19 protein-coding genes and 1 pseudogene are annotated in these 21,693 nt (G+C 71.0%); 10 read left to right on the top strand and 10 right to left on the bottom strand.

Features of this window, described 5'->3' with window-relative positions; genetic code table 11:
- Positions 1-69: 69 nt before the first annotated feature.
- Both ACFYSH_RS02940 and ACFYSH_RS02935 read left to right on the top strand, forming a co-directional pair.
- Positions 70-3,438 (top strand): LamG-like jellyroll fold domain-containing protein, encoded by a 3,369-nt coding sequence (locus ACFYSH_RS02940; protein ID WP_388750558.1) that lies wholly within the window; start codon positions 70-72, stop codon positions 3,436-3,438.
- A gap of 96 nt (positions 3,439-3,534) precedes the next feature.
- Positions 3,535-3,993: a MarR family winged helix-turn-helix transcriptional regulator gene (locus ACFYSH_RS02935; protein WP_359467230.1), complete on the top strand. Its 459-nt coding sequence runs from the start codon at positions 3,535-3,537 to the stop codon at positions 3,991-3,993.
- A gap of 15 nt (positions 3,994-4,008) precedes the next feature.
- Here the strand turns inward: ACFYSH_RS02935 and leuE are convergent, their stop codons facing one another.
- Both leuE and ACFYSH_RS02925 read right to left on the bottom strand, forming a co-directional pair.
- Positions 4,009-4,668 (bottom strand): leucine efflux protein LeuE, encoded by a 660-nt coding sequence (gene leuE, locus ACFYSH_RS02930; RefSeq protein ID WP_388750555.1) that lies wholly within the window; start codon positions 4,666-4,668, stop codon positions 4,009-4,011.
- Positions 4,669-4,858: 190 nt separating this feature from the next.
- Positions 4,859-6,439 (bottom strand): methylmalonyl-CoA mutase, encoded by a 1,581-nt coding sequence (locus ACFYSH_RS02925; protein ID WP_388750552.1) that lies wholly within the window; start codon positions 6,437-6,439, stop codon positions 4,859-4,861.
- 266 nt (positions 6,440-6,705) lie between these two features.
- On the opposite strand from ACFYSH_RS02925, the gene ACFYSH_RS02920 reads away from it, so the two are divergent.
- Entirely contained in the window at positions 6,706-7,608 is a 903-nt protein-coding gene (locus tag ACFYSH_RS02920; RefSeq protein ID WP_388750549.1) for a L,D-transpeptidase family protein, read from the top strand.
- Positions 7,609-7,735: 127 nt separating this feature from the next.
- On the opposite strand, the gene ACFYSH_RS02915 is transcribed toward ACFYSH_RS02920, so the two are convergent.
- The 6 genes from ACFYSH_RS02915 to ACFYSH_RS02890 form a co-directional block, all read right to left on the bottom strand.
- Positions 7,736-8,803 (bottom strand): hypothetical protein, encoded by a 1,068-nt coding sequence (locus tag ACFYSH_RS02915; protein WP_359467243.1) that lies wholly within the window; start codon positions 8,801-8,803, stop codon positions 7,736-7,738.
- Positions 8,803-9,486, bottom strand: coding sequence for an RNA polymerase sigma factor (locus ACFYSH_RS02910; RefSeq protein ID WP_359467246.1), 684 nt, complete (start codon positions 9,484-9,486; stop codon positions 8,803-8,805). The genes ACFYSH_RS02915 and ACFYSH_RS02910 overlap by 1 nt, the downstream gene beginning before the upstream one ends.
- Before the next feature lie 343 nt (positions 9,487-9,829).
- Positions 9,830-10,426, bottom strand: a complete 597-nt coding sequence (locus ACFYSH_RS02905) for a hypothetical protein (RefSeq protein ID WP_359467249.1) — start codon at positions 10,424-10,426, stop codon at positions 9,830-9,832.
- Between the two features lie 141 nt (positions 10,427-10,567).
- Positions 10,568-11,074, bottom strand: a complete 507-nt coding sequence (locus tag ACFYSH_RS02900) for a hypothetical protein (protein WP_388750544.1) — start codon at positions 11,072-11,074, stop codon at positions 10,568-10,570.
- Between the two features lie 75 nt (positions 11,075-11,149).
- The gene (locus ACFYSH_RS02895) at positions 11,150-11,881 is read right to left on the bottom strand and encodes a DUF4328 domain-containing protein (protein WP_359467255.1); all 732 of its coding nucleotides are present in this window, start codon (positions 11,879-11,881) and stop codon (positions 11,150-11,152) included.
- Between the two features lie 206 nt (positions 11,882-12,087).
- Entirely contained in the window at positions 12,088-13,689 is a 1,602-nt protein-coding gene (locus ACFYSH_RS02890; RefSeq protein ID WP_388750541.1) for a family 20 glycosylhydrolase, read from the bottom strand.
- A gap of 374 nt (positions 13,690-14,063) precedes the next feature.
- Here ACFYSH_RS02890 and ACFYSH_RS02885 point away from each other — a divergent pair, with 374 nt between their 5' ends.
- From ACFYSH_RS02885 to ACFYSH_RS02855, 7 genes are all read left to right on the top strand, one after another.
- On the top strand, positions 14,064-14,624 hold the full coding sequence (locus tag ACFYSH_RS02885; RefSeq protein ID WP_359467260.1) for a 2-oxo-4-hydroxy-4-carboxy-5-ureidoimidazoline decarboxylase: 561 nt from the start codon (positions 14,064-14,066) through the stop codon (positions 14,622-14,624).
- 166 nt (positions 14,625-14,790) lie between these two features.
- Positions 14,791-15,171, top strand: a complete 381-nt coding sequence (gene sdhC / locus ACFYSH_RS02880; protein WP_359467263.1) for a succinate dehydrogenase, cytochrome b556 subunit — start codon at positions 14,791-14,793, stop codon at positions 15,169-15,171.
- Between the two features lie 5 nt (positions 15,172-15,176).
- Positions 15,177-15,656: a succinate dehydrogenase hydrophobic membrane anchor subunit gene (locus ACFYSH_RS02875; RefSeq protein ID WP_359467266.1), complete on the top strand. Its 480-nt coding sequence runs from the start codon at positions 15,177-15,179 to the stop codon at positions 15,654-15,656.
- Positions 15,657-15,686: 30 nt separating this feature from the next.
- The gene (gene sdhA / locus ACFYSH_RS02870; protein ID WP_359467269.1) at positions 15,687-17,441 is read left to right on the top strand and encodes a succinate dehydrogenase flavoprotein subunit; all 1,755 of its coding nucleotides are present in this window, start codon (positions 15,687-15,689) and stop codon (positions 17,439-17,441) included.
- A complete protein-coding gene (locus tag ACFYSH_RS02865) occupies positions 17,441-18,208 on the top strand; it encodes a succinate dehydrogenase iron-sulfur subunit (RefSeq protein ID WP_388750537.1) in 768 nt (255 codons plus the stop codon). The genes sdhA and ACFYSH_RS02865 overlap by 1 nt, the downstream gene beginning before the upstream one ends.
- A gap of 174 nt (positions 18,209-18,382) precedes the next feature.
- Complete coding sequence (locus tag ACFYSH_RS02860; protein WP_359467275.1) at positions 18,383-18,979, top strand: hypothetical protein; 597 nt, start codon at positions 18,383-18,385, stop codon at positions 18,977-18,979.
- Positions 18,980-19,033: 54 nt separating this feature from the next.
- Entirely contained in the window at positions 19,034-19,738 is a 705-nt protein-coding gene (locus ACFYSH_RS02855; RefSeq protein WP_388750533.1) for a TetR family transcriptional regulator, read from the top strand.
- Here ACFYSH_RS02855 and ACFYSH_RS02850 read toward each other — a convergent pair.
- Positions 19,725-20,279, bottom strand: a pseudogene (locus ACFYSH_RS02850) (ABC transporter substrate-binding protein); the annotation flags it as partial. The gene ACFYSH_RS02855 and the pseudogene ACFYSH_RS02850 sit on opposite strands and share 14 nt — an antisense overlap.
- A 37-nt stretch (positions 20,280-20,316) precedes the next feature.
- Entirely contained in the window at positions 20,317-21,642 is a 1,326-nt protein-coding gene (locus ACFYSH_RS02845; RefSeq protein WP_388750530.1) for a metallophosphoesterase, read from the bottom strand.
- Between the last annotated feature and the right edge of the window lie 51 nt (positions 21,643-21,693).

Raw genomic sequence — 21,693 nt, 5'->3', positions numbered from 1 at the left:
CGACATCCGAGCCACCGCGGCCGCCTCCCTCCGGGGCGGCCGCGGTGCCGCCGAGAGAGGCAGCCTCCCTTGCCCGTTGTCAGCACCAGGACGAGAGCGGTACTGGCGGGCCTGGGCCTGCTCCTCTCGTCCCTCGCGGTCCCCACGCTCGCCGCGCCGCCCGCGACGGCGTCCGGCTCCGCACCGTCCACCGACGCCCTGACCGGAACCGAGCAGATCCTCTTCCGCTCGGGGACCGGCGGATACGGCTGTTTCCGCATCCCCGCGCTGGTCCGCACCAAGGCGAACGTGCTCCTCGCCTTCGCCGAGGCCCGCCGCTCACCCTCCTGCGCCGACCGCGGTCCGATCGACCTCGTGGTCCGGCGCTCCACCGACGACGGCCGCACCTGGGGGCCGGTGCGCGTGGTGACGACCGGAAGCCCGGACGACCCCCACGCGCCGTACACCCACAGCAACCCCGCGCCGGTCGCCGACCTCGAGACCGGCGACGTCCTGCTGCTCTCCACCTCCGAGCCGGTCCAGCCGGGCGGCAGGCGGACACCGCGTGTCCAGCGCTCCACCGACGACGGACTGACCTTCGGCGCGGCCCGTCCGCTCCCGAGGTTCACCGCCACCGACAAGGGCTGGTACGGCACCGGACCTGGTCACGGCATCCAGCTCACCCGCGGCGCTCACCAGGGCCGGCTGGTCGTGGGCGCGTACGAGGAACCCGATTCCTCCACCGCGTACATCGGTGTGCTGTACAGCGATGACGGCGGAGAGAGCTGGCAGGCGTCCACCACCCCGAACTCCCATGTGAAGGACACCGTCAAACCGGGCGAGCCGACCGTCGCCGAGCTCGACGACGGGAGCCTGTACGTCAACGCGCGGAACAACACCGACCCCGTCCACCGCACCCGCGCCGTGAGCACGGACGGAGGTACGACCGTCCCGGCGCAACGGCTCGCGACCGGCCTGACGGCGCCTCAGGTGCAGGCCTCGGTGCTCGCCCTGCGGCAGACGTACCGCAGCACCCCTGGTGACACGCTCGTCTTCGCGGCCCCCACCCACCCCACCGACCGGCAGGAGATGGGCCTGCGGTGGTCGACGGACCGGGGCGTGACCTGGCAGCAGTCCTCCCGGAGCGCGATCAGCGACCAGCGGGCCGGGTACTCCGACCTCGCCGAGCTCATGGACGGCCAGATCGGTCTCCTGTACGAGGGCGGCGCGGACTTCTCCGCCGCCCACATCTACTTCAACCGGTTCACGCCCTCCTCCGTGGGCATCCCGGGCACGACCGCCAAACCGGTCCATCCGCAGCCCACGCCCGCGGCCGGCCGGACCACCCCGGACACCGGCCCGGACGCCCACGACGCCTATCTGGCGGGGGACGCGACGCTGGGCCCGGGCCGCTTCCAGCAGGCCCTGGTCCTGGACGGCGCGGGTGACCACGCCGAACTGCCGTACGCGCCGGCCCTCGACCCCGGCGCCGGAGACGTCACCTACTCGTTCTTCTTCCGCCACACGGCCTCGGCCACGAGTCCGCAGCAGGCCCTGATGTGGGCGTACGGTACGGGCTCGGCCGAACCGCAGGTGTGGATCAGGGCGCAGCCCGCGCAGGACCGGCTCTTCGTCTGGGCCCAGACCGCCTCGGGCACCACCGGGCTGGCGCTGCCGGACACGGCGGCGTCCACAGCCTTCGGCGACGGGGCGTGGCACCATCTGGCCCTGGTGCGCACCGCCGGCCAACTGGCCCTGTCGGTGGACGGCGGGCCTCCCGCCGTGGCGACCGGGGTCACCGGATCCCTCACGAACACCCTCGACCAGGGCATCGACGGCATCCGGCTCGGCGCCAAGGCCGACGCGACCGCCAGCGACTCCTACACCGGCGCACTCGACGGATTCCGGGTCCACCGGACCGCCCTCACCTCCGCCCAGCTCACGGCTCTGCGCACCGCGGACGACGCTGCCGGCACCGAGGACTCGCTGTCGGTGCACCTCCCGTTCCAGGTGATCGACCGCGCCGACGCCCCGGCCATGGTCTCCGTCGGCATCCAGGACGACGTCTCCGGCCACTGCGCCGACGGCACGCTGCTCGACGGACTGCCCACGGAGACGACGGGCCGTGTGGGCAGAGGGGCGATCGGGGTGTCGGCCACCCGGCCGGGCGTCGAGACCCCGTACGTGCCCGCCCTGGACGTGGGCTCCTCGGACTTCACGTACACCCTGTGGTTCGCCCACGCGGCCACGGCCTCGACACCCAACGCGGCGCTGCTGTGGGCCTACGGCTCGACGTCCGGCAAGCCCTCCCTGTGGGTACGCACCCAGCCGGCCCAGGACCGCCTGCTGGCCTGGGCCCAGACACCGGAGGGGCACGTCCAGGTCGCACTGCCGGACCCCGGCACGTCCACGGCCTACGGGGACGGCGGCTGGCATCTGCTGGCCCTGAGCCGCACGGGCGGCACGCTGCGGCTGAGCGTCGACGGCGCGCCGGCCGTGGAGGCCTCCGGCCTCACCGGCTCCCTGACCGGGACCGCGACGGAAGGGCTGCGGGTCGGTTCCAAGCCGGACCGCACCGACGTACTGAACGGCAAGCTGGACGACGTCCGCCTGTTCGACCGGGCGCTGACACCGGCCGAACTGACCAAGGCCACGGCCTCCACGGCCGGCGGCAGCGGCGGCTACCCGTCGGATCCGCCCCGGGTCTGGTGGTCGATGGAACCCGGCAACACAGAGGTCCACCAGGTCCAGCGCTCCGCCGCGGGCCCCGCGACGCCGGACTCCTCCGCCCACTGCAACCACGCCTATGTGCGGGGCTCCGCGGCCCCGGGCAGCGGCAGATTCGGCTCCGCCCTGGCGCTCGACGGCACGGACGACGGCGTCGAACTCCCCTACGGCGCCGACGAGGCGCTGGGAGCGGGCGACTTCACCGTCGCCCTGTGGTGGAAGTACTCCGCCACCTCGGCCACCGGCGACCAGGTGCTGCTCTGGGCCTACGGCACGGGAGGTACGGAACGCCAACTGTGGCTGCGCGCCAAACCCGCGCAGGACCGGCTGACCGCCCACTTCCAGACGGACAGCGCCACGACCGAGTTGCACGCGGTCGACACCACCACGGCCGCCGCCTTCGGGGACTCCGTATGGCACCACGTCGTACTCCAGCGGTCCGGTGACCGGCTGACCCTGTCGGTGGACGGCACCGTCCTGGACGAGGCGGCCACCCCGCCCGGCGCGGTGACCTACGGTGACGCGTTCGCGGTGTCCGGCATACACCTGGGGACCCGGCCTAACGGCGCCGAGCACCTGAAGGGCTCCCTGGACGAGTTCACGCTGGTACGCCGGGCTCTGACGGCCGAGGAACTGACGGCGCTGCGCACGCGCAACGCCGATCCGGGATCGGCTGCGGTGGCACGGCTCCCCTTCGAGACGGTGACGACGACGGGTTACGCCCGCATGTGACGCCGGGGCGGGGTGCCAGGTTCCACGGAGCCGGGCACCCCGCCATCCGACGCACCCCTTGACCTCAACGTAACTTGAGGTCCTACGGTCCAGGGCATGGACTACTCACATGACGACGCAGGACTGGCGCGGCAGCCCATCGGTTACTGGAGCTGGGCCGCCTACGACGCGACCGTGACCCACATCCGGGCCGCGCTGGCCGAACACGGTCTGACCCAGCCCCCCTGGTGGGTCCTCAACCAGCTCACCGACGCGGACGAACAGGGCCGCCCGCGGGCCGAGGTGGTCGCGATGCTCAGCGGCTATCTGGGCGTCGGCGGCGCACTGGAGCCCGAGATCGACACCCTCGTCGCCCAGGGCCTGGTCACCGAGGACTCCGGCACCCGCCTGCGGCTGACCGCCGAGGGACACGTCCTGCGCGACAAGGCCGCGGAACGGGTCGGCAGGGCGCTCGCGGAGATCCACGCGGGCATCCCCGACGAGGAGTTCGTCGCCGCGCTCAAGGTCCTCCAGCGGATGATCCACAACGTGGGCGGCAAGGCCTGGCACCACTGAGCCCGCTCGCCGCACTCAGACGCTGCTGAACGACAACTTCGCCGCGAACCCGAGGAACAGCACACCCGCCGCCGAAGTGGCCCCCGCCGACAGCCGCTTACGGCGGCGGAAGGCGGCGGCCAGGCGGGTGCCGCCGAATATCAGCGCCGAGAGGTAGAGGAAGCTGCCGAGCTGCAGCAGCGTGCCCAGCAGCAGGAAGGAGAGCCCCGGATAGGCGTAACCCGGATCGACGAACTGCACGAAGAAGGAGATGAGGAACAGGATCAGCTTGGGATTGAACAGGCTGACCACGAGCGCACGACGGTAGGGACGCTCCGCGTCCGTCGCGGGCGCGCCGCCCTCGTCCGCCAGATCGGCCATCCGCTGGTGCCGCTCGCGCCACATCGACACGGCCGACCGCAGCATCCCGATCGCCAGCCAGGTCAGGTACCCGGCGCCCGCGAACTTGACGATGCCGAAGAGCAGCGGCGTCGTCTGCAGCAGGGAGGCGGCACCGAGCGCGGACAAGGTCATCAGGATCGTGTCCCCGGTCCACACCCCGGCAGCGGCCACATAACCGGTGCGCACCCCACGTCTGGCGGCGACGGAGAGCACGTACAGCGAATTCGGTCCCGGCAGCAGAATGATCAGCACCAGGCCGGCGAGATAGGTCGGGAGATCGGTGACACCCAGCATGAACGGAGTGTCGCACGCGGGTCCGACACACCGCCCGCACGGTCCGGGATGTGGAGGACCAGTCGTTGTCGCCGTCCGGCGGACGGCCCACGGAGAGCCCCGTCTCCGCACCGGCCACGTCCGGCACGGTGCCTCGTGGACCACTGTGCACGCACCTGCCCACGGATCAGCGATCGCCTGAGGCGTCCGCTCAGAACGCGTCCGCCGGGACGTACGCCCCCCACACCTCCCGCAGCGCGTCGCAGACCTCACCCACCGTGGCCCGCGCCCTGAGCGCGTCCTTCATCGGATGGAGCACGTTGTCCGAACCCTGTGCCGCCGCCTTCAGCCCCGCCAGTGCCGCGTCCACCGCCCGCTGGTCGCGTTCGGCGCGGAGCCGCGCCAGGCGGGCCGCCTGCCGGGCCTCGATGGCCGGGTCGACGCGGAGCGGCTCGTACGGTTCCTCCTCGTCGAGGCGGAAGCGGTTGACACCGACGACGACGCGCTCACCGCTGTCCGTCTCCTGCGCGACGCGGTAGGCGCTGCGCTCGATCTCACCCTTCTGGAAGCCGCGTTCGATGGCGCCGACGGCGCCGCCCATGTCCTCGACCCGGAGCATCAGTTCCAGCGCCGCCGCTTCGACGTCGTCGGTCATCCTCTCCACGACGTACGAACCGGCGAAGGGGTCCGCCGTCGCCGTCACGTCCGTCTCGTACGCCAGGACCTGCTGGGTGCGCAGGGCGAGGCGGGCCGACTTGTCCGTCGGCAGGGCGATGGCCTCGTCGAAGGAGTTGGTGTGCAGCGACTGCGTGCCGCCGAGGACCGCGCCCAGGCCCTGGACGGCGACCCGGACCAGATTGACCTCGGGCTGCTGGGCCGTGAGCTGCACGCCCGCGGTCTGCGTGTGGAAGCGCAGCATCAGGGACCTGGGGTTCTTCGCGCCGAACTCCTCCCGCATCACCCGTGCCCAGATCCGGCGTGCGGCACGGAATTTGGCGACCTCCTCGAGGATCGTCGTACGGGCGACGAAGAAGAAGGACAGACGCGGCGCGAAGTCGTCCACGTCCATGCCGGCCGCGACGGCGGTGCGGACGTACTCGATGCCGTCCGCGAGGGTGAAGGCGATCTCCTGCACGGGCGAGGCGCCTGCCTCGGCCATGTGGTAACCAGAGATCGAGATCGTGTTCCACTTCGGGATCTCGGCCTTGCAGTACTCGAAGATGTCGGCGGTCAGCCGCAGCGAGGGCTTCGGCGGGAAGATGTACGTGCCCCGGGCGATGTACTCCTTGAGCACGTCGTTCTGGATCGTGCCCGTGAGCCGGTCGGCCGGTACGCCCTGCTCCTCGGCGACCAGTTGGTAGAGAAGGAGGAGGAGCGCCGCAGGGGCGTTGATGGTCATCGACGTGGAGACCTCGCCCAACGGGATCCCGCCGAACAGGACGCGCATGTCGTCGACGGAGTCGATCGCCACGCCGACCTTGCCGACCTCACCGGAGGAGAGGGGGGCGTCGGAGTCGTGTCCCATCTGGGTGGGCAGGTCGAACGCGACGGACAGGCCCGTCGTGCCGTCGGCGATCAGCTGCTTGTACCGGGCGTTGGACTCGGCGGCCGTACCGAATCCCGCGTACTGGCGCATCGTCCACGGCCGCCCCGTGTACATGGTGGGGTGGACACCGCGTGTGAAGGGGAAGGCGCCCGGGGCGCCGAGCTTCTCCTCGGCCCGCCAGCCGTCGAGCACCTCCGGCCCGTACACCGGCTCGATGGGCAGTCCCGATTCGGACTCACGCGTCATCTGCTGTGCCTCCCGTTCACGCCACTCGTCCGGTGACCACATCCGCGACGGACCCCGACGGCGGCGCCACGGCCTGCGGGAGCCCTCCGCCGGGGCCTTCCCCCAGCACTACCACGAGGTCCGGACGCGCACTTCTCCCCACGCGCAGGATTCGGCAACCGGGCGGGCCGGGAATCCGTCTCATGAGACATCCGCGCCGCGCGACGGACCGTGCGCGACGGGTCACGCGAGGCCGGGTCCGCGACGGGCGACCCAGGGGGCAGGACATGAGACGTATGCGGACGAAGAGCAACGCACGCCGAGCGCGTACGACGGCCGCGGCAGCCGTCGGCGTACTCGCGCTGACCACACTGACGGCGGGCTGCAAGGTCGAGCCGGTGGGGGCGACGGAGCCCACCACCCTCCCGGCGAAGGCGCCCTCGCGCCCCACACCCGCACCGTCGCCCACCGCGGACGCCGCCGGGCCCGGCGGTGGATCGGCGAGCCCCTCGGCCACTCCCTCACGGACGCCGAGCGTTCGCCCCTCTCCGCGGCCCAGCACCCTGATGTCCATGGGCGACCGGAGCAAGCGGGTACGGGAGTTGCAGGCCCGGCTGCGTCAGATCGGCCACTTCGGCCGTGGCCCCACCGGGTACTACGGCACCACGACCTTCGCGTCCGTGCAGTCCTTCCAGGGCAAGCGGGGCCTGGAACGCACGGGGAGGACCGACACGGTGACCTGGGAACGGCTGCTCGCGATGACGCGGGAGCCGACGGCGGAGGAACTCGACCCGCCGGACGCCGCGCCGGCTGCCGCGAAGCCCGACGCCCGCTGCATGACGGGCCGGGTCCTGTGCATCAGCAAGAACAGCCGCTCGCTGTCCTGGATGATCGACGGCAAGGTCGTGTCGTCGATGGACGTGCGGTTCGGCTCGCAGTACACACCCACCCGTGAGGGCACCTTCTCGGTGTACTGGAAATCCCGCCACCACGTCTCCACGCTCTACGACTCCCCCATGCCGTACGCCATGTTCTTCAGCGGCGGCCAAGCGGTGCACTACTCGTCGGACTTCGCGGCGCGCGGCTACGACGGCGCCTCGCACGGTTGTGTGAACGTGCGGGACGAGGGGAAGATCGCGTCGCTCTACGCCCAGGTACAGGACGGCGACAAGGTCGTCATCTACCAGTAGACGCGTGACCGGAAAAGGGGCGCGGACGGGACCGGGGGAACGTGTCCCGCCCGCGCCGGGTGCGCTGAGCCGAAGGTACGGGGGGAACCCCGGCTCTTTCGCGCCGCCGATGACCAGTCGGCACTCACTACTGCGCCGGAGTGCCGGAGAACGTTACAGCTGCCGCGTCTACGCAGGTCAGCGCATTGTCGGGACAAGCGCGGACGGCGTGCGGAAGGAGACCGGGGGGAATCGGCTTCTCGCCGTCCCCGCCGTTGTCCTCACCCTTGTCCGCGCCGCCGTTCCCGCTGTCGCCCTTGTCCTTGTCGCCGTCGTCGGCGCTCTCCCCGCCCTGGCCGTCCGCGCCCAGGAGCCGGTCGCAGAAGCGGTCCAGATCGACCTTCCCGTCCGTCAGCTCGAGGAGCCGCCGTTCGTCCGGCCGGCTCAAGGTGTCCGCGCGGTAGGCATGGCAGGCCTTGACCGACGTCTTGTACACCTCGGCCGGGGACGCTCCGGGCACCTCGGGTCCGCTCGTACCGTCGTCGGCGTCACCGGTACCGCTGTCCCGGTCACCGTCCTCGCGCCGCGTCGCACCGCCGTCCGGCCCGGTCCGCCCGTCGCTCCCGGCCGTCCCGGCGTCCGGCTCGTCCGAGGCCGGGGGCGCGCCGGGCGCACCGGACGTGGCGGAGGGCACGGGCGCCGGTTCACCGCCGCCGTCGGGCACCTCGACGCCCAGCTCGCGGGGGGACGCGGCCGCCGAGACGGACGTCACCGGAGCCGGCGAGCCCTGGCCGCCGAACGGCGCGGGAAGCATGCCCGTACCCCCGGCGACCGCCACCCCACCGAGTGCGCACCCGGCGAGTGAGACGGCGAGGCCGTAGCGCACCGGGCGGGTCCAGCGCGCACGCCGGGGCGTGGCCTTGCGCCCCTTCCCGATCCGTACGGCGTGCAGCGCGTCCTGCCGGCCCGCGAGTCCGGCGGGGCGCACCGCACCGGACCGCTTCCCGCCCCGGGACGCCTCGCGGAAGGCGGCCAGCACGGCGGACTCGCCGGGCAGTTCGTCACCGGACGGGCCCGGGGTCCGCAGGGCGAGCAGCGCGGCCTCCAGCTGCCGCGCCCCGGCTCTCGCGTGATCGTCGACGGGTTCGACGGACTCGCCACGGAGCAACTTCTCCGCCGCGTCCGCGTCAAGCCACTCCTGCTGCTCGTCGGCCATCACATGTCCTTCTGCGTCCACGGACGCGAATGCGTCACACCGGCGGGCGTCACCGCACCGTGGCGGCCAGGGCGTTGCGCGGGCACGGCGCCGAGCTCCCCGCCCGCTGCCGGAAGGTCGTCCTCCGGGCCGTGGTCGGCGCCCACCAGCTCCGCGAGCCGCTTCAGACCGCGGTGCGCGGCGGTGCGCACCGCACCGGGGCGCTTGCCCAGCGTCCGGGCCGCGCTCTTCGCGTCGAGACCGACCACCACGCGGAGCACGACCGCCTCGGCCTGGTCCTGCGGCAACTGCGCGATGAGGGACATGGCTCGTCCGGTGGCCATCGACTCCAGTGCCTCGGTCGCGGTGTCGGACTCGGCGGGCTCACCAGCCAGTTCGCTCTCGTCGCCGCCGACGGCGGGGCGCCTGCCCCGCATCCGTATGTGGTCGAGCGAGCGGTTGCGCGCTATCCGCGCGGCCCAGCCGCGGAAGCGGTCGGCGTCCCCGCTGAACCGGTCGAGGTCACGCGCTATCTGCAGCCAGGACTCGGACGCCACGTCCTCGGCGTCCGGTTCACCGACCAACGTACGTATGTAGCCCAACAACCGTGGGTGCACGGCGCGGTACACAGTCCGGAAGGCGTCTTCGTCCCCGTCCTGTGCCGCGAGCACCGCGGCGGTCAGCTCCGCGTCGTCCCCCAGCACTCCCTCAACCCGCCCTGCTGATCAGAATCGTAGCTGGTCACCACTACTGCGCCACCCTGCGCGACTCAGCACGCTACGTGGTCGGGCGGTGCCCCGTCCATGACTTGTACAACCCGCAACTGTCTCCTGACACAGTGCGGTGTGACAGAAAACGCACCCGTGGCGCTGAAATGAGTACGGGCCGCTCTGCGGCCCCGCGGAAGACGACCGGGGCCTCTCCTGTGGGGGGTGGCGGCCCCGGTCGTCGTTCCGTGCACCCACCTGACCACCCCTGGCCTGACCGAACCCACACCCCGGCCCGGTGCACCGCTCTCCCCTTTCGGTGCCCCTCCGGATCCGGGCCTCACTCCGGCATGCCGCCCCCGGACTGTCCGCGGGCGCGGCGGGACATCACCGCGCGCAGTACCCGCCGGCCCTCGGTCGACAGGTCCAGGGCACGGCGCAGTCCCGCTCCGCCGCCCACAGGTCCGGTGGTCTCGGCGAGACCCTCCAGGATCTCGGCCTGGCGGCGGAGTTCGCCCATGACGAGCGGACCACCGCCCACAGCCACCTCGGCACCGCCGGCCGACCGGCGCAAGGACGCCGCGGTGCCGTCGCCGGCCGGGAAGTCGAACTCCCGGTGCACTTCCAGCGCGAGGAGCGAACAGGCGTCCGCCCATGCGCGCAGCGGTCCGGCGGCGAAGTCCCGGGGCGCCTCGCCGAGCAGCGCCCGGACGCGGGCCGCCGTCGGGTCGCTCCTCGCCGCGCCTTCCAGAACCGCGTGTACGGCGTCGAGCCGGGCCGCCCATGCGGCGCCGTTCTCGCAGCCCGCCCAGAGCGGGCGCAGGGGCTCCGGCCCGTCTCCGTCCGGCGGAGCCGGAAGGCAGCGGTCCAGGCAGGCGACTCCGCTCGCCGCCAGCCCCCGCTCGTCGGCCCGTGCGATCAGCTCCAGCAGACTCATCGACATCCCCCATCGGACCGTCCCGTCCATCGGCCCGTGCGGCCCATCGACGCCCGGAAGCACACCGCTTCCCGTTACCGCGTACTGCGCCGAATGGCCGAAAAGCGTCACCCTTCCGACACGGAACATCGCCACGGGACGTCAGCTGGACCGGCCGACGACGCCCAGACGGTCCAGAAAAGCGAAGAAAAGCTCCTCCGCGGACCACTCAGGCCGCTCGATACGCAACAGTTCGAGCAGGGGGCCCTCGAGAACCCCACGGCCAGATTCAGCCGCCCACCCGACGGCCCGGGCGGCCGCGTCCTCAGGTGGCAGGAAGAGGTCCTCGAGCGTCGTGCCGTCCCGGCCCAGGAGCGCCGTCATCGGCTCCCTGCCGAGGCAGGCGTACCAGGACCCGCTCCGCGGTGCCGAAGCCTCGACGGCCACGCAGGCACCGTCCATGACGAACCCGAGGAGGACCGGCGCCCGTGCGGCGTCGGCCAGCGCGGTCATGCTGCCCAGCGAGGGCTCCGTCGGATGGGACCAGACCTGCCAGCCGTCCGCGCGGTACTCCCGCAGCGTCAGCCGCTCCCGCGCGTCCCGTAACGCCGGGTGGCCGATGAGCGGCTCACCGCTGCGGCCCACCAGATAACAGCCCCAGAAACCCACATCATGCTCCCCCCGTGGCACCGGGCTGTCATTCTTCCCGCCCCGCACCACGGGGAAGCGCGAGAACGGGTCAACTCAGACGGACGCCGGACCGGCCGTCGACGGCGCGGACAGCGGGGTCACACCGAGGGCCGCGCGCTCGCCCTGCATCCGGGTCAGCTTGCGTACGAAGAGGATCGCGAGGACGGCGGCGACGGCGTCGAGCACATCGGCCACCATGACCATGCCGGCCGCGTCCATGACCTCCGGCAGCAGCTCGGCCTGCTCGTACCGCTTGGCCGTGTACCGGGTGAAGAGCAGCGAGAAGACGTAGACCCCCCACCAGAGGTTCAGCGGCGCCATCGAGACGGTGCGCCAGGCACCGTCCGGGTTCGTCTGGGCGCTCGCGGCCCAGATGCCCCCGGCGACCCTGCGCGGCAGCCAGAAATTGCCGAGCGGCACGAACCAGCCGCCGATCGCCCACCCGGGCCGCATGGGCTGCAGACCGGCGTCGAACACCTCGGCGTTCCGGCGCACCCGGTGGAACCAGATGATGAAGAGCACGGCGGTCGCCAGCACCGCGATCATCTGCAGGCTTCCGGCACGGGCGTACAGGAGGTCGGCGCGCGTCGCCGCGGGCCCGGCGAACGCCGTGGGGTCGCCGGCGACCGCGTCGGCGACGACGCCGCGCAGGTACGCCCCGGCGGCGACGGCCAGGAGGTCCGTGGCGATCACGGCGGCCAGCAGGGCGACGACCGCCGTGGCGAGCCGGTCGGGCGAGCGCAGCCGGTGCCAGGACTCGATCGTCGGGACAGGAGCCGCGGACATGAGCCCGTGCGGCGGTGAGGAACGCAGAGCCGCACAGCGGGTGCAGCGCCCGTCGTCGGAAGCGACGGGTCTCGTACGGCATGTGGTGCAGAGCATGGAACGGCCCCCAGGATTCGTCCGGAACGCAGGAGCCGCGCGCCCCTTCCCAGGGCGCGCGGCAAGCGGAACCTAGCCGCCGGCGGCGTCGCTGTCCACGCGATTGCCGATCAGTTCGACGCGTCGGCCTCGTCCGCCAGCTGCTGGAACCGCGCCCAGGTCAGCTCCGGTTCCCGCGGGTCCCACAGCTTCTGGGAGACCGCGTTCAGCGGCAGCCGGATTCCTTCCGCCACCTGTGCCTGCGTCTGCGCGTTCGGGAAGTCGCCCCAGACCGCGAACCGGCCACCCAGGATCTGCTTCGAGTAGCGCTCGGCCACCGGCTCGGTCCCGCGCAGGACGAGCGGGGTCCACTGCTCGTAGATCCGCTCGCCGGTCGGGTACGTGAAGTCGTTGGGCTCGCCGAGCACGTAGTAGAGGAACTCGTCGTTGAGGTTGACCACCGCGCGGCCTTCGGCCAGGTAGTCCTGGGGCGGCCGGGCGCCGATCTCCTTGCCGGTCCAGTACTCGACCTCGATGTCCTTGGCCGCGGTGACCGCGCCACCGCTGAAGAAGCCGTCGTTCCATGCCTTGGGGATCTTCTCCGCCTCGCGGATCACCGCCGCACGGTCGTTCAACCAGCTCTCCGTGAGGTCCTGGACGGTGGCGCCGTCGCCGTGCTTCTCGCGGGCGGCCGCGGCGAGCTGCGGGTACGAGGCGGCCGGGTCGCTGACGGTCAGCGCCTGGTACTCGTCGGCACCGACGTGGAACCACTGGCCGGGGAAGAGCTCGGCGTACTCGCGGAGCAGGTCGTCGACGATCTCGGCCGATTCGGCCTTGGAGATGTCGATGGCTCCCTGGCGGGCGGTGCCCTGGGTGTTGCGCAGCTGCAGACCGGGGTGCGCCTTCAGCACCGCCCCGAGGTGTCCGGGCGAGTCGATCTCGCCGACGACCGTGATGTGGAGGCTCTGCGCGAGTTTCACGATCCGGCGGACCTCGGCCTTGGTGAGGTGGTCCGCGGAGACCACCTCCGGGTGCGAATCGGACTCGATCCGGAAGGCCTGGTCGTCGGAGAAGTGGAGGCCGAGCTGGTTGAGCTTGAGGTCGGCCATCTCGCGCAGCCGGTCCTCGATCCAGTCCGCGCTGTAGTGCTTGCGTGCGATGTCGAGGTTGAGCCCGCGCTGCGGCCGGTCGGGGGTGTCGCGCACCACGCCCTCGGGCACGGTGCTGCCGGTGTTCAGCGACTGCTTCAGGGTGCGGGTCCCGTAGAAGACACCCGCCTGGCCGGGGCCGCTGATCGTCACGCGGTTGTCCGCGGTCTTCAGGGTGTACGACTCCGGGTCGCCCTTGCCCGAGGCCGCGAGCGCCAGCTCGACGTCGCCGGACCGGGCGGACTTCTCGCCCCGGTAGGTGATCTTCAGCTCATCGGCGAGCAGTTTCGCCTCGTCGGCGAGCTCGGGGTCGGCCGCGACGACCGCGCTGTCCTCGGCCGGTTTCCAGCCGGGCCCGCGGGCGGCGGTGTGCTCACGGACCGCGGGTATCGTCCGCGGCGTCGTGGAGAGCGGGTAGCTCCGGGTGGGTGACGGTGCGACGGAGGTGCGGGACGACGCCGACGCGCCGGGGCCGGAGCCCTCGGGCCAGACGACGACGGTCAGGGTGACGGCGGCTGCCACCGCGACAGCGGCGCCGGCCACCAGGGGTGCGCGTGAGGCGCGTGCAGCATGCGAGGGCGACATCGGTCAGAAACCTCCGGATTGGGGGAAAAACAGAGCAAAGAAGATGAGAAAGTCGGGCATTTCCCCCACTGCTTCGTCCATCAGGCGTTCCGAAACTCTCCCGTCCAGGTGAATTTCTCGCGTCCTTCGGTTGCACGCCGCTCGGTCTCGCTAGCGTGATGGATCACAGGTAACAGTCTTCACTCCCACCCCGCGCAACCTCGTCGCTCTCCGGTCCCTCTCCAGGGTCACAGAAGTCATTCATTCGAGGAGTCCCGCTGTCCAGGTCCAGCGAGTCCCACGCCGACCTGCCGAAACCGCAGCAGGCCGGGCGGACGGCCGTACCCGTCCAGAACCGGAACCGGCACCCCGTCCGGGCCCTCAGGGAGGTCCCGGTGGAGGCCCCCGTTCCGGAACCAGTGTCCGTGACTACCCGGCGACATGCCCACTCGAGTGGTCTCGCCCGCTTCAACGCCTGGCCCCGGGACCTGGCCGAAGCGGCCCTGCTGGAGTGCTGCGGCAGCAGCCGCTGGGCGCAGCGCGTGGCCGCCCACCGGCCCTATCCGGACCTGGAGACGCTGCTCGCCGCCTCCGACGAGGCGGGGTACGACCTCGCGCCCGCCGGTCTCTCCGAGGCGCTCGCCTCGGAGAGCGCTCCCTGCCTGCATCACGACGCGCCCCGCGCCGCCCATCTGGCACTGCGCGCCGCGCACGCCGCGTACGAGAGCCGGTTCGGCCACGTCTTCGTGATCTGTCTCGACGGCCTGCGCCCCTCCCAGCACGTCGATCAGGTGCTGGCCGCGATCCGTACCCGGCTGGCGCACGAACCGGACGAGGAGCGCGCCCTGACCGCGGAGGAGATGCGTCGACTCGCCCGGGGCCGCATCATCGAGCTGCTGACGGAGGCGGGCCGGGAGCCCGGCCCGCTCCCCCCTGTGGCATATGACCCCAGGTAGCCCGTCCGTGCCTGTTTGACTGCCGCTTTGATCACACCGGAGGCCCCGCCGCCATGGAACCGACAAAGCGTCGCTACGATGGCCGGGGCCGGTGGACCGTACCCGGCCGGGTCAGACCGACAGTCAAGCCGGCCGACCCCAATCCCCGCTCCCGGAGGGTTCTTCCGTGCCGGCTGGAACGCTGTACCGCGGCCGGGAAGGCATGTGGTCCTGGGTGGCTCATCGAGTCACCGGTGTCCTCATTTTCTTCTTCCTGTTCGTACACGTCCTGGACACCGCTCTCGTGCGTGTCTCCCCCGAGGCGTACGACGACGTCGTGGCCACCTACAAGACCCCGCTCGTCGCGCTGCTCGAGTACGGCCTGGTGGCCGCGATTCTCTTCCACGCGCTGAACGGTCTCCGGATCGTCGCCGTGGACTTCTGGGCCAAGGGCCCGCGCTACCAGAAGCAGATGCTCTGGACCGTCATGGGTATCTGGATCGTGCTGATGGTCGGGGCCCTGTACCCCGTCCTCGGACACGCCGTACGCGAAGTCTTCGGGAGCTGAGGCCGATGTCCACCGAGACACCTTCTTCCGCGATCGGTGACGTCGAGGGCGTAAGCCTGTTCGACGTCGACAACCCGGCCCCGGTGATCGAGCCCCCGCGCAAGCGCACGGGCAAGACCCCCAAGGGTTCGCGCACGAACTTCGAGATGTACGCCTGGCTCTTCATGCGCCTGTCGGGCATCGTGCTGGTCGTCCTCGTCATCGGCCACCTGCTGATCCAGCTGGTGCTCGACGGCGGCGTGTCCAAGATCGGTTTCGCCTTCGTCGCAGGCCGCTGGGCCTCGCCGTTCTGGCAGATCTGGGACCTGGCGATGCTGTGGCTCGCCATGCTGCACGGCGCCAACGGCCTCCGTACGGTCATCAACGACTACGCCGAACGGGACAACACCCGCTTCTGGCTGAAGATGCTCCTGTACACCGCCACGGTGTTCACCGTCCTGCTGGGCACGCTGGTGATCTTCACCTTCGACCCGAACATCCGCTAGGCGCCGGGACAGAGGGACCAGAGGAAAACCATGCAGATCCACAAGTACGACACCGTCATCGTCGGCGCCGGCGGCGCCGGCATGCGCGCGGCCATCGAGTCGACCAAGCGCAGCCGCACCGCCGTGCTGACGAAGCTCTACCCCACCCGCTCCCACACGGGCGCGGCGCAGGGCGGCATGGCCGCCGCGCTCGCCAACGTGGAGGAGGACAACTGGGAGTGGCACACCTTCGACACGATCAAGGGCGGCGACTACCTGGTCGACCAGGACGCCGCCGAGATCCTCGCGAAGGAGGCCATCGACGCCGTCCTCGACCTGGAGAAGATGGGCCTGCCGTTCAACCGCACGCCCGAGGGCCGCATCGACCAGCGCCGCTTCGGCGGTCACACCCGGAGCCACGGCGAGGCCCCGGTCCGCCGGTCCTGCTACGCGTCGGACCGCACCGGCCACATGATCCTCCAGACGCTGTACCAGAACTGCGTCAAGGAGGGCGTGGAGTTCTTCAACGAGTTCTACGTCCTGGACCTGCTGCTCCAGGAGGTCGACGGCGTCAAGAAGTCCGCGGGCGTCGTGGCCTACGAGCTGGCCACCGGCGAGATCCACGTCTTCCAGGCGAAGTCGATCATCTTCGCCTCCGGCGGCACCGGCAAGTTCTTCAAGGTGACCTCCAACGCCCACACCCTGACCGGTGACGGCCAGGCCGCCGCGTACCGCCGTGGTCTGCCGCTGGAGGACATGGAGTTCTTCCAGTTCCACCCGACGGGCATCTGGCGCATGGGCATCCTGCTGACGGAGGGCGCCCGTGGTGAGGGCGGCATCCTCCGCAACAAGGACGGCGAGCGCTTCATGGAGAAGTACGCGCCGGTCATGAAGGACCTCGCGTCCCGTGACGTCGTGTCCCGCTCCATCTACACGGAGATCCGTGAGGGCCGCGGCTGCGGCCCCGAGGGCGACCACGTCTACCTCGACCTCACGCACCTCCCGCCGGAGCAGCTGGACGCCAAGCTCCCGGACATCACCGAGTTCGCGCGTACGTACCTCGGCATCGAGCCCTACACGGACCCGATCCCGATCCAGCCGACCGCGCACTACGCCATGGGCGGCATCCCGACCAACGTCGAGGGCGAGGTGCTGGCCGACAACACCACCGTCGTCCCGGGCCTGTACGCCGCCGGCGAGGTCGCCTGTGTCTCCGTGCACGGTGCCAACCGCCTGGGTACCAACTCGCTGCTCGACATCAACGTCTTCGGCCGCCGTTCGGGCATCGCCGCCGCCGAGTACTCCGCGAAGAACGACTTCGTCGAGCTCCCGGAGAACCCGGCCCAGCTGGTCGTCGACCAGGTCGAGCGGCTGCGCAACTCCACCGGTACCGAGCGCGTCTCCGAGCTGCGCACGGAACTGCAGGAGTGCATGGACGCCAACGTGATGGTGTTCCGCACCGAACAGACGATCAAGACGGCCGTCGACAAGATCGCCGAGCTGCGCAGGCGCTACCTCGACGTGTCCATCCAGGACAAGGGCAAGCGGTTCAACACCGACCTGCTGGAGGCCGTCGAGCTGGGCAACCTCCTCGACCTGGCCGAGGTCATGGCGACCTCCGCGCTTGCCCGCAAGGAGTCACGCGGCGGTCACTACCGCGAGGACTTCCCGAACCGCGACGACGTCAACTTCATGCGCCACACCATGGCGTACCGCGAGGTCGCGGACGACGGCACCGAGTCGATCCGGCTCGACTACAAGCCGGTCGTCACGACCCGCTACCAGCCGATGGAGCGTAAGTACTGATGGCTACCCCGACCCTGGAAAAGACCGGCAACGCCGAGGCCGGCTTCGCCGACACCCCGTACATCACTGCCACGTTCCGGATCCGCCGCTTCAACCCGGAGGTCTCCGACGAGGTCCAGTGGCAGGACTTCCAGATCTCGATCGACCCGAAGGAGCGTGTACTCGACGCCCTTCACAAGATCAAGTGGGAGCAGGACGGCACACTCACCTTCCGCCGTTCCTGCGCACACGGCATCTGCGGCTCCGACGCGATGCGGATCAACGGCAAGAACAGGCTCGCCTGCAAGACGCTGATCAAGGACATCAACCCGGAGAAGCCGATCACGGTCGAGGCCATCAAGGGCCTCACGGTCCTCAAGGACCTCGTGGTCGACATGGACCCGTTCTTCCAGGCCTACCGCGACGTCATGCCGTTCCTCGTCACCAAGGGGAACGAGCCGACCCGTGAGCGCCTGCAGTCCGCCGAGGACCGCGAGCGCTTCGACGACACCACCAAGTGCATCCTGTGCGCGGCGTGCACGTCCTCGTGCCCGGTGTTCTGGAACGACGGTCAGTACTTCGGCCCGGCGGCCATCGTCAACGCGCACCGCTTCATCTTCGACTCGCGTGACGAGGCCGGCGAGCAGCGGCTGGAGATCCTCAACGACCGTGACGGTGTGTGGCGTTGCCGCACGACGTTCAACTGCACGGACGCCTGCCCGCGTGGCATCGAGGTCACCAAGGCGATCCAGGAAGTGAAGCGCGCGCTCATCACCCGCCGCTTCTGACCCACGCGTTACCTCGGGAGGCCCCGTTTCGCGCACGGACCGTGCGGGAAGCGGGGCCTCTTGGTGCATCGGGCGGGCCGGGACGGTACGGTCGTGCGGGGCCGGTGACCGGCTCACCTCTCCCGGAGCAGCACAGCACGGGAACAGATGGCCTGATGGAGAACGGGGAACGTCATGAGCGATCCGAATCCGTACGCGGACGACTCATACAAGTGGGGCCCGCCCCAGCCGCCGGGCAATCCGCCCACCATGCCGGACGGGCAGGGCTACGGCTACCCGGCGCCGGGCGGCACGCCGGCGTACGGCTACCCGCAGCCGCTCCCCGAGTCGGCGGCGCAGCCCGGCCCCGGTTACGGCTATCCCGGCGCGGGACAGCCGACGGAGCCCGGCTTCAACCTGCCGGCGCAGCAGGGGCAGGGCCCCGGCGGAGTGCCGATGCTCTCGCTCGGTGACATCACGGTGATGAACGACAGCATCGTGACCCCTTCCGGCACCCTCCCGCTCAAGGGCGCGGTGTGGACGGCGACCGACATGTCGCGCACGGAGGAGAAGATCCCCACCGTGGGCATCGTGCTGGCGATCGTCTTCGCGCTGTTCTGCCTCATCGGCCTGCTCTTCCTCCTGATGAAGGAGAAGCGCACGACCGGCTTCGTGCAGATCACGGTCACCAGCGGCGGACGGCACCATCAGACGATGATCCCGGCGACGGGTCCCGAGACCTTCCACTGGGTCATGTCCCAGGTCAACACCGCTCGTTCGCTGAGCGCCTGAGACCGGGCCGGCCGCCCGGATCCGGCGGAGAAGGACAGCCCTTAGCCTGGGACCGTGGTGAAGCAGGAGAAAGAGCCCAAGGCGCCGAAGAGTGAGCAGACCCGCACCCTGATCCTGGAGACCGCGCTCCGGCTCTTCGAGGAGCGCGGCTACGACCGGACGACGATGCGGGCCGTCGCCCAGGAGGCGGGCGTGTCCGTCGGGAACGCCTATTACTACTTCTCGTCGAAGGAGCACCTGGTCCAGGGCTTCTACGACCGGCTCGCCGCCGAGCACGAGGTGGCGGTACAGCCGGTTCTGGCCGGGGACAGGGACCTCGCCGTACGCATCCGGGGCGTGCTGCTCAGCTGGCTGGACGTGGCCGGGCCGTACCACCGCTTCGCCGCGCAGTTCTTCAAGAACGCCGCGGACCCGGACAGCCCGCTCTCCCCCTTCTCCGAGGATTCGGCCGCGGCCCGCGAGGCGGTCGTCTCGGTGCACGAGCGCTGCCTGTCGGGCTCCTCGGCCAAGGCCGACCCGGAACTTGCGGGGCTGCTGCCGCAGTTGATGTGGCTGATGCAGATGGGGCTGGTGCTGTTCTGGGTCTACGACCGGTCCGAGGGCACGGAACGCAGCCGCCGGCTCGTCGAGCGCACCGCGCCGATCGCCGCCCGGGCGATCGCGCTCTCCCGTTTCCGGGTGCTGCGACCGCTCGTGCGGCAGATCCACGAGGTGCTGGTGGAGTTCATGCCCGGCGCGCGGGACGTCAGATCCAGCTGAGTTCCCCCAGCCGCCAGATGCCGGTGCCGTCGGAGAGGTACGGGGATCCGGACACGGACTGCTTGCTGACGACGTAGTCCTTCTTCTGCCACAGCGGGACCAGCGGCACGTCCTCGCCGACCAGCCGCTGGAGCTCCTTGAAGTCGTCCGAGGTCCGGCCGCGGTCGCTGTACATCTGTGGGGACGCGATCAGTGCGTCCGTCTTCTCGCTGGTGTAGCCGTCGTGAAGGGAGTTCTCGCTGCCCACCAGCGGCTGGCTGAAGGTGTCGGGGTCCGGGTAGTCGGGAAGCCGGCCCAGGGTGTACGCGTCGTAGTCACCGGCCGCGTAGCCCTTCTGGAAGGCCTGCCACTCCACCGCCTTCTCCGTGACCTCGAACAGTCCGTCCTTCTCCGGCTGGCGGACCAGCTCGGTGGACTCCTCCTTGTTGGCGTCGTCGTCGCGGTGGGCGAAGGTGATGTGCAACGGAAGATCCACACCGGCCTCCTCCATCAGTTCCCGCGCCCGCCTCGGGTCCGCCTGGCGGTAGAAGTCGAAGAAGGGGTAAAAAACCCAGGTCAGGCGCTCGCAGGTGGGGAGATCAGGCCTGCGGGGAGGCGAGCTCCACCACCGTGATGTCGGAGGGTGCGCCGACACGAACCGGGGGCCCCCAGGCGCCTGCGCCGCGCGAGACGTACAGCTGGGTGTCGCCGTAGCGTTCGTATCCGGCGACCGTGGGGTTGGCGAGCTCCGCCAGCAGGTTCCCGGGCCAGAGCTGGCCCCCGTGCGTGTGACCGGACAGCTGGAGACCGACGCCGTACTCGACGGCCTGGTCGATGACGACGGGCTGGTGCGCGAGGAGGACGGAGGCGCGGCTGCGGTCGCGGTCACCGAGCGCCCGGGCGAAGTCGGGGCCCTGGCCCTCGCTCTCACCCGCGACGTCGTTGACTCCGGCGAGGTCGAAGCCGGCGATCTCCACGCGGGCGTTCTCCAGGGGGTGCAGACCCAGCTCGCGTACGTGGTCGACCCACTCGGCGGCGCCGGAGAAGTACTCGTGGTTACCAGTGACGAAGTAGCTGCCGTGGCGGGCCTCGAGCCCGGCGAGCGGCTCGGCGGCGGAACCGAGGTCGGCGACGGATCCGTCGACCAGGTCCCCGACGACGGCGACCAGGTCGGAGTTGGTGGCGTTGATCGCGTCGACGATCCGCCGGGTGTGGGCGCGGCCCAGGATGGGGCCGAGGTGGATGTCGCTGACCACCGCGATACGGAAGCCGTGGGCGGATCGCGGCAGTCCGGCGAGCGGGACGGTGATCCGCTTGGTGCGGGGACCGCGCAGCACCCCGTAGGTGCCGTAGCCGACGGTGCCGAGCCCGGCGAGGGCGGCGGCTCCACCGACGGTGCGGGCGACGAACAGCCGCCGCGACGGGTCGGCGACGGACGGGGCGGGGGTCTCGGTGCGCGGCGCGACGTCCGTACGGGTGCTGCCTCCGCCGCTGCCGGTCGCGGTGCCGGACTCGGACCCGGAGTCGGACTCGGACTCGGACTCGGACTCGGCGGCAGGGGCTGCGGCTGCCTGCTCGGCCTGCACGGGTTCGGCCACGCGGTCCCGGCGCGCGAGCAGCCGGCGCAGCAGGGGGCGTACGGCCTCGCCCACCAGCAGGGCCATCGTCAGGTAGAGCAGGGCGGCCAGCCACAGATAGCCCGGCCAGGCCAGCACCTGCTGCACCGGGAAGGGGAACCCCGCCCGGCCGGAGACCAGGGCCCCGACGGACAGCAGCGGCAGCACGAAGGCCGCGACGGTGCCCGCGCGGCGCGCGAGGCTGCCCTTCTCCGTCGTGTCACCGATCAGCCGGCGCCACACGTATCGGTGCACCGCTGCCAGCAGCGCGAAAACCGCGACCGCCACGAGTACGAAGACCACAACCACGTACGCTCCCCCGCTGAAACGATCCTGTCCGGACGGCGACACGCGCCCGGC

This window comes from Streptomyces sp. NPDC005791 (genome assembly GCF_042871485.1).
In the GTDB taxonomy this organism is placed as follows: domain Bacteria; phylum Actinomycetota; class Actinomycetes; order Streptomycetales; family Streptomycetaceae; genus Streptomyces.
Note: the sequence above shows the minus strand (reverse complement) of the source record. Positions and strands in the feature narration are given on the sequence as shown.

What these genes read in the sequence shown, in the direction of transcription:
- ACFYSH_RS02905 (WP_359467249.1), bottom strand. Translation starts at nt 10,426, where the DNA reads ATGAGTCTGCTGGAGCTGATCGCACGGGCCGACGAGCGGGGGCTGGCG.
- ACFYSH_RS02860 (WP_359467275.1), top strand. Translation starts at nt 18,383, where the DNA reads ATGAGCGATCCGAATCCGTACGCGGACGACTCATACAAGTGGGGCCCG.
- ACFYSH_RS02925 (WP_388750552.1), bottom strand. Translation starts at nt 6,439, where the DNA reads ATGACGCGTGAGTCCGAATCGGGACTGCCCATCGAGCCGGTGTACGGG.
- ACFYSH_RS02915 (WP_359467243.1), bottom strand. Translation starts at nt 8,803, where the DNA reads ATGGCCGACGAGCAGCAGGAGTGGCTTGACGCGGACGCGGCGGAGAAG.
- leuE (WP_388750555.1), bottom strand. Translation starts at nt 4,668, where the DNA reads ATGCTGGGTGTCACCGATCTCCCGACCTATCTCGCCGGCCTGGTGCTG.
- ACFYSH_RS02895 (WP_359467255.1), bottom strand. Translation starts at nt 11,881, where the DNA reads ATGTCCGCGGCTCCTGTCCCGACGATCGAGTCCTGGCACCGGCTGCGC.
- ACFYSH_RS02890 (WP_388750541.1), bottom strand. Translation starts at nt 13,689, where the DNA reads ATGTCGCCCTCGCATGCTGCACGCGCCTCACGCGCACCCCTGGTGGCC.
- ACFYSH_RS02920 (WP_388750549.1), top strand. Translation starts at nt 6,706, where the DNA reads ATGAGACGTATGCGGACGAAGAGCAACGCACGCCGAGCGCGTACGACG.
- ACFYSH_RS02875 (WP_359467266.1), top strand. Translation starts at nt 15,177, where the DNA reads ATGTCCACCGAGACACCTTCTTCCGCGATCGGTGACGTCGAGGGCGTA.
- ACFYSH_RS02935 (WP_359467230.1), top strand. Translation starts at nt 3,535, where the DNA reads ATGGACTACTCACATGACGACGCAGGACTGGCGCGGCAGCCCATCGGT.
- ACFYSH_RS02865 (WP_388750537.1), top strand. Translation starts at nt 17,441, where the DNA reads ATGGCTACCCCGACCCTGGAAAAGACCGGCAACGCCGAGGCCGGCTTC.
- sdhA (WP_359467269.1), top strand. Translation starts at nt 15,687, where the DNA reads ATGCAGATCCACAAGTACGACACCGTCATCGTCGGCGCCGGCGGCGCC.